At 54.9% G+C, this 6,929-nt stretch carries 7 protein-coding genes; 4 read left to right on the top strand and 3 right to left on the bottom strand.

Annotation, left to right across the window (positions count from 1 at the left end):
• A partial coding sequence (locus ABWQ00_RS15435) for a prepilin-type N-terminal cleavage/methylation domain-containing protein (protein WP_502908163.1) occupies positions 1–160 on the bottom strand: 160 nt, incomplete at its 3' end.
• 9 nt (positions 161–169) lie between these two features.
• Between ABWQ00_RS15435 and ABWQ00_RS15430 the strand changes: the two genes are divergently transcribed.
• A complete protein-coding gene (locus tag ABWQ00_RS15430) occupies positions 170–613 on the top strand; it encodes a type II secretion system protein N (RefSeq protein WP_353239545.1) in 444 nt (147 codons plus the stop codon).
• A 119-nt stretch (positions 614–732) separates the two neighbouring features.
• The gene (locus ABWQ00_RS15425; protein WP_353239544.1) at positions 733–2,997 is read left to right on the top strand and encodes an Ig-like domain-containing protein; all 2,265 of its coding nucleotides are present in this window, start codon (positions 733–735) and stop codon (positions 2,995–2,997) included.
• Between the two features lie 49 nt (positions 2,998–3,046).
• Here the strand turns inward: ABWQ00_RS15425 and ilvA are convergent, their stop codons facing one another.
• Positions 3,047–4,594 carry a threonine ammonia-lyase, biosynthetic gene (ilvA, locus tag ABWQ00_RS15420; RefSeq protein WP_353239543.1) on the bottom strand — a complete coding sequence of 516 codons (1,548 nt, stop codon included), beginning with the start codon at positions 4,592–4,594 and terminating at the stop codon, positions 3,047–3,049.
• A 334-nt stretch (positions 4,595–4,928) separates the two neighbouring features.
• Here ilvA and ABWQ00_RS15415 point away from each other — a divergent pair, with 334 nt between their 5' ends.
• Both ABWQ00_RS15415 and ABWQ00_RS15410 read left to right on the top strand, forming a co-directional pair.
• Positions 4,929–5,381, top strand: coding sequence for an OsmC family protein (locus ABWQ00_RS15415; RefSeq protein ID WP_353239542.1), 453 nt, complete (start codon positions 4,929–4,931; stop codon positions 5,379–5,381).
• 43 nt (positions 5,382–5,424) lie between these two features.
• Positions 5,425–6,645 carry an ATP-binding protein gene (locus tag ABWQ00_RS15410; protein ID WP_353239541.1) on the top strand — a complete coding sequence of 407 codons (1,221 nt, stop codon included), beginning with the start codon at positions 5,425–5,427 and terminating at the stop codon, positions 6,643–6,645.
• Between the two features lie 20 nt (positions 6,646–6,665).
• Here the strand turns inward: ABWQ00_RS15410 and ABWQ00_RS15405 are convergent.
• Positions 6,666–6,929 (bottom strand): demethoxyubiquinone hydroxylase family protein (locus tag ABWQ00_RS15405; RefSeq protein WP_353239540.1); only part of this gene is annotated, 264 nt, incomplete at its 5' end.

Below are 6,929 nucleotides of genomic sequence, written 5' to 3'. Positions count from 1 at the left end.
GCGCATCGTCGGCACGCCCCAGCACATTGGGCACGATCAGCGCGGCCAGCACGCCAATGATGGCCAACACGACCATCAACTCGATCAGGGTGAAGCCGCGTTGGCGGCGGGCGGCGGGGTGCTGATGGGAGAGGGCTGTGTTTTGCATGCCTTGAATCATAATCTGCCGATGTTTCAAATCAACACCACGAACAGATTCGGCTGGCCCAGCGCACTGGCGGCTTTGATCTGGGCCACGGCTGCAGGGGGCGTGGTGTATTGGGGCTTGCTGTTGACCGCCCCGGCGGCCTTTCCTGTTGTGGGCCTGGCCAGCGCCCCCATGGCACCCAGCCAGTCGATGCCCACGGTGGCCAAAGTCTTGGGCCATGCTGAAACAGTGCCTCAAAAAACACCCCAAAACAGTGCGCAGTACAAACTGATGGGCGTCATCGCATCCGCCACTGGCCAAGGCAGCGCGTTGATCGCGGTGGATGGCTTGCCACCCAAAGCTTTTCGGGTGGGGCAAGAGGTAAGCGAGGGAGTGAAACTGGTCTCTTTGGCACCCAAGCAGGCGCGCCTCAAATCCAATGGCCAAGATCTGGTGCTGGATTTACCGGGTTTTGATACTCCTTAAATAGATAAAAGTAAACCCTTGTTGTTTTTAGGGGAAATACCTGCAAAATTTCATTCCCAAAACTAAAACGCATAAGCAAAATAGACCGATCAGTAATTTTTTCATCTGAGAGGTCATGTATGTTGAAGCAAGCAATGCGTTTGATGCTGCTGCCGGCTGCTGCGGCGGTTTTGGTGGCTTGTGGAGGGGGGGGTGTTGCAGTTGTTCCACCCTCAATACTGAGCGGCACAGCCGCGGTAGGGGCGCCCATTGAAGGAGCCGACATTACTGTCTTCGATGCTTTAGGTTCGGTAGTGGGTTCTGGGACCTCTTCCGCTGGTGGTAAGTTTTCAATAACACTGACATCTGTTGGTGTCGCCCCTTACACACTCAAACTGGTCAAAGATGAAATCACGCTGCATGCGCTGCACACGGTCTCAGCCAGCGGTGTCGTCAACATCACACCGCTGTCAGACGCGGTGGTTGCCATGGTTTCACCAACTGGCAGTGCTGATGGACTTGTGTCTGCCCTGCAAAGCAACGCTACACCACCCACAAAAGCTGTCATCGATCAAAAACGCGAAGTCATCCAAACCGCTTTGACACCAGTTGCATCAGCAGCAGGGTTCACTGGAAACTTATTCACGGACGAATTCACAGCGAACGGTAGAGGCAAAGACAAACTGCTTGACTCTGTTTCTGTGGTTTCCACAGCGGATGGTGTGTCTAAAACAGCCAATATTCAAATGGTGGTCAAAGTCTCAACTGACCCCGTCAATCCAACTTCACAATTGCCTGTAGTTAATTTGACATCGCAAACATCTATTCTCCAAGCCAATTCAGCCCGACAAGCTTTAGGCACACTCACAGCTAATGATTTGACGCCAGATAACGCTGCAGATCTTTATAACGGATTGCTTGCCAATTTGAACGCTTGTTACCGTGATGCGCCGACCGTCAGAACCGATGGGGCAAGTGTTGTTCGTTCGGATGCTTGCAAAAAAGTGTTTTTGAATAATGACCCCACTCAGTATTTGAATTTTGGACAAAGATTGGGATCAACGGCCCAGTTTGCTGGACTGTTCACTTACCCTGGTGCAGTGGAATTCAAACCGGTTGCTAAGCCTTACTTGGTTCAAGACTTGATGGGCACCCGCCGAGGTGACGGCATTGGTCGCGCTATCGTGGCTATGTCTTGGGTGAACGAGCAGGGCAACCGTGAAAACATCATGCTCTACGCCACCAAGTACATGATCAACGGCCAAGAAATACTGGGGCTTTCTGGTGATAGAAACATCTATCCTTGGTCTGTATCGTCCCATACTCAGTTGAGGACCTTCCCTCTGAAAAGTGATCGGTCACTTGACTATGTCCAAAGCTCATACCTGATTGGCGTTCGAGACTTGATCAGAAACGGCAAATCGGTTGTCAACTATGCAACCGTGACAACACCAACTCAGAAAAAGGTTCTGCTTGCATCCCCTTTAGGTGGTGCATCTCGTGATTTGGCAATTTGCCACAGCTTTGAGGTCAATCGGGGATCTGATAACCAACCGACAACGCCAATAAACACTGAAACAACGACGTACCCTGCTGTTGGCCAGTTGGCCGCGCGACCTAAATACCACTGCTCTGGTATCAGTAAATCGTTGACGTTTGCCCAAAGATTTATTTCTACTGCTGAGGCACGGTTACCTTCGGATATTCGTGACGTAGGAATCCTCCGGCCGCTAAACGACAGTGGCCAACCCTATACGCCAGATTCTGTGACCCTTGCGGGCTATCCAAGTATGGGCATGTGGTCTATTGAGTACACATTAATGGATGGAACCACACACACCCAAAGAACCTGGTCTGTGGCGCGACCCATGACGGTTGAAGAAATGCTCGGACCCAATGGGCCCGGGGCCGTGATGCCGGACTACACCGCTGCAACGATGGCAGCCATCAAGGCATTGAAAACACAGTCATCTAACTTGTTAACGGCATGTTTTAGTGGAGATGCAACTTGTGATCCTTTGCAATCGCCTGTTCCAGCACCTGCAACTGGAGGATTCCAGTTCGCATGGACGGACAGCGCTGTCCCCATGACTTCTCTTTGGGTCAGCGGGCGACGCAATGAAGAAAACAATACGAGGACATGGATTTCGGGCACCAACGCTACAAGCTGGGATGACCAATTGGGTGTGCGATCAACAATGCGCAGTGCTGAAATTAAATGCAGTAGGCAGTCAGTTGCCGATGCACATTGCAACTCATCTGTTGCAGTCAATGGTTTGGGTGATTTCCATGGCAGGTCATGGATGACTTATTCCGAACTTTGGGGCAAGGATGCTGAACAACGTAATCTGATGCGTTCTTACAACTGGTATCAGCCACGTAAGCAGGATGGAAGTCCGTTTTAAACGATGCATTTGATCTAGTAAAAACGGCCATCGCAAGATGGCCGTTTTTTTATGCCCGCAAAAACAAGCGATAAACCGGGTTGTCCGTCTCTTCCGCATACGGATACCCCAGCGTTTGCAAGAACTTGTCAAAGGCTTTGTCGTCTTTGGCGGGCACTTGCAGGCCCACCAAAATGCGGCCGTAGTCGGCACCCTGGTTGCGGTAGTGAAACAGGCTGATGTTCCAGCCCGGGCGCATCAGGCTCAAGAACTTGAGCAGTGCGCCGGGCCGCTCGGGGAACTCAAAGCGCAGCAGGCGCTCGTCTTGTGACAGCGCCGAGTGCCCGCCCACCATGTGGCGGATGTGCTCTTTGGCCAGCTCGTCATGCGTCAGGTCAATCGCTTTGAACTGCTGCTTGTTGAATTTAGCCGTGATCTTGGCGCTTTCGCCTTTGCCGTGGGTGCTCAGGCCCAAAAACACATGGGCTTTGTCCGAATCGCTCATGCGGTAGTTGAACTCGGTCACATTGCGCGGGCCACCGGGCAGGCTGCCGATCAGTTCCAAAAAGCGCTTGAAGCTGCCGCGCTCTTCGGGAATGGTCACGGCAAACAAGGCTTCTTTTTCTTCGCCCACATCGGCCCGCTCGGCCACAAAGCGCAGGCGGTCAAAGTTCATGTTGGCGCCGCACAAAATGGCCGCAAAGGTCTGGCCCTTGCATTTGTGGGCGGCCACATACTGCTTGATGGCGGCCACCGCCAGTGCGCCTGCGGGCTCCACGATCGAGCGGGTGTCCACAAACACATCTTTGATGGCGGCGCACACCGCGTCGGTGTCCACCGTCATGTACTCGTCCACCAAGTTGCTGGCCACGCGGAAGGTCTCTTCGCCCACCAGCTTCACGGCCGTACCGTCTGAAAACAAGCCGACATCCGGCAAGGTCACTCGCTTTTGCGCAGTCACCGACTGGATCATGGCGTCCGAGTCGTTCATTTGCACGCCAATCACCTTGACGCCCGGGCGCACCGCTTTGATGTAATTGGCCACGCCGCTGATGAGGCCGCCGCCGCCAATCGCCACAAACACCGCATCGAGCGGCCCTTGGTGCTGGCGCAGCATTTCCATGGCAATCGTCCCCTGGCCCGCGATCACGTCTGGGTCGTCAAAGGGGTGCACAAAACTCAGGCCCTGCTTTTTTTGCAAGGCCAGCGAATGGTTGTAGGCGTCGGAGTAGCTGTCGCCAAACAGCACCACTTCACCGCCCAGCCCTTTGACAGCATCGATCTTGACCTGTGGGGTGGTGGTGGGCATGACGATCACGGCGCGGGTGCCCAGGCGGCTAGCGCTGAGCGCCACGCCTTGTGCATGGTTACCGGCCGAGGCGCAGATTACGCCCTTTTTGAGCTGCTCCGGGCTCAGGTGCGCCATCTTGTTGTAGGCCCCGCGGAGCTTGAAGCTGAACACAGGCTGCTGGTCTTCGCGCTTCAAAAGCACCTGGTTGCCCAAGCGCTTCGACAGGTTTTTGGCCGTTTCCAGCGCCGACTCGGTCGCCACGTCATACACCTTGGCGTTGAGGATCTTGATCAGGTAATCGGCGGGGTTCAGGTGTGGGGTGGTCATGTCCGGTGCAATGGCGGGCGGTCCGCATCGTCTTAAAAATGTAATCTTGATGATAACGGCCAAAAAAATGCCCCAAGTCTTGCGACTTGGGGCAAATCCACCTTTTCAGAGGGTGGAGGAGACAATCAGTGCGGGCTAAAAAAGCACGCTTGTTCGCAATTGTAGGCGTGAATTGTTGCAATGCAGCAGAATCGGCACAACAAAATGAAAAAATGTTCGATTGGTGGGTTCAGGTTTGCGCAAGCGCACAGTCACCGTCTGGCTTTGGCGTGCTTGGTTAACATCTTGGTCAAGCTTAGGCACGCCAAGCCACCACTTCTTTAGGAAAAAAATCATGGAATGCACAGTCACTTGGACCGGCGCTGCCGGCACCCGCTCTGGAATGGGCTTTTTGGCCGAAACCGGCTCAGGCCACATGGTCGCCATGGACGGCGCCCCTGACGCTGCCAAACCCGAAAACGGCGGCCAAAACCTGGCCCCTCGCCCCATGGAAATGCTGCTGGCTGGCGCTGGTGGTTGCACCGCCTATGACGTGGTGCTGATCTTGAAGCGCGGGCGTCACGACGTGCGCGGCTGCAGCGTCAAGCTCAGCAGCGAACGCGCCGAGGTCGATCCCAAAGTGTTCACCCGCATCAACATGCACTTCACCGTGACCGCCAAGGGCGTGCCCTCCAGCGCGGTAGAGCGCGCCATCGCCATGAGCCACGACAAATACTGCTCCGCCAGCATCATGCTCGGCAAAACCGCCGAGATCACGACCAGCTTTGACGTGCTCGAAGTGGTGTAAAATTCCGAAAAAATGGAATTGCTTTCCATAAATTCTGGAAAATATGCTGGATCGAACCCTTGCACATGCCATTCGTCAAGTCAGCCAGAACTTCCCAGTCTTGATGGTCACGGGGCCGCGCCAAGTGGGCAAAACCACTTTGCTGGCCATGTGCAGCGAAGGCGCCAGGGCTTATGTGACGCTGGACGACATGGACATGCGCCAACTGGCACAGCAAGACCCCGCATTGTTTTTGCAAACCTGGCCTGCTCCCGTCACGATTGACGAAGTGCAATACGCCCCCCAGCTGTTCAGCGCCATCAAAATGGCCGTGGACAAAGATCCGCGCAATGGGCAGTTTTGGCTCACGGGATCGCAAAAGTTTCAGCTCATGCAGGGTCTTACCGAGAGCCTGGCTGGGCGTGTGGCGATTGTGGATTTGTTGGGGCTGTCACAAGCCGAGCGACAAGGCCGCGCTCAGCAATCACAGCCTTTTTTACCCACATCGGATTGGATTGCTCAGGCCCGAGCCACTGCGCAACCCCATTCACTGCAAAGTTTGTATGGCCAAATTTGGCTGGGCGCTTACCCGCGCTTGCTGACTCAGGGCGCGCAAAGCCGTGATGTTTTTTACCGTTCTTACGTGCAAACCTATGTACAGCGCGACGTGCGCGAACTGCTCAAAGTCTCAGACCCATTGAGTTTTCACCGCTTCTTAGGGGTCGTAGCGGCCAGAACCGGGCAACTACTCAACTACACCAGTTTGGCCAACGAGGTGGACATCGACACCAAAACCGCCAAAGCTTGGCTGTCGGTGCTAGAGGCCTCCGGACTTGTTTATTTGCTACAGCCTTACCACCGCAACCTGGCCAAGCGCATGCTCAAGTCACCCAAATTGTATTTTTTGGATACTGGCTTGGCCGCTTACCTGACCAAATGGAGCACCCCAGAAGCGCTGGAGGCAGGCAGCATGTCAGGCGCCATGCTGGAGACTTGGGTGGTGGCTGAAATCCTTAAAAGCTATTGGCACAACGGCAAAGAGGCGCCACTTTATTTTTATCGGGACACCGATCAAAAAGAGATTGATCTGCTCATCGAGTCGGATGATGTGATTTTCCCAATCGAGATCAAGAAAACCGCCACACCCTCCACGCAAGCCAGCAAAGCGTTTGCTGCTGCAGCCCATTTGGGCAAAACGGTGGGGTCTGGCGCCGTGCTCTGTCTGACACAGCGCGATGTGCCCTTATCAGCCACTGTCACGGCCATACCTGTGGCTTACCTCTGATTTAAATGGTGCGCGCAGCCTCAAACCCGGTGCGCCACCGTCGTCATCACCTTGGCCGCGGCTTGCATCAGTGACTTGATCGGGGCGGGCAGCTCCACCGCGCCAGCTTGTTGCGCCATTTTGGCGTGGGCGATCTCATCGGCCTTCATGGCCGACACGATGGCGCGAGACGCCAAATCGGACGCCGGCAGCAAATCCATGTGGCTTTGAAGGTGCGCCTCGACCTGGCGCTCGGTCTCCACCACAAAGCCCAAACTCACCTTATCGCCCCCCAGCTTGCCCGC

Source organism: Limnohabitans sp. (genome assembly GCF_040400975.1).
Classification (GTDB): Bacteria; Pseudomonadota; Gammaproteobacteria; order Burkholderiales; family Burkholderiaceae_C; genus Limnohabitans_A.
Note: the sequence above shows the minus strand (reverse complement) of the source record. Positions and strands in the feature narration are given on the sequence as shown.

Excerpts from the sequence above, each read along its gene's own strand:
- ABWQ00_RS15430 (WP_353239545.1), top strand. The coding sequence starts at position 170 with ATGTTTCAAATCAACACCACGAACAGATTCGGCTGGCCCAGCGCACTG.
- ABWQ00_RS15425 (WP_353239544.1), top strand. The coding sequence starts at position 733 with ATGTTGAAGCAAGCAATGCGTTTGATGCTGCTGCCGGCTGCTGCGGCG.
- ilvA (WP_353239543.1), bottom strand. The coding sequence starts at position 4,594 with ATGACCACCCCACACCTGAACCCCGCCGATTACCTGATCAAGATCCTC.
- ABWQ00_RS15415 (WP_353239542.1), top strand. The coding sequence starts at position 4,929 with ATGGAATGCACAGTCACTTGGACCGGCGCTGCCGGCACCCGCTCTGGA.
- ABWQ00_RS15410 (WP_353239541.1), top strand. The coding sequence starts at position 5,425 with ATGCTGGATCGAACCCTTGCACATGCCATTCGTCAAGTCAGCCAGAAC.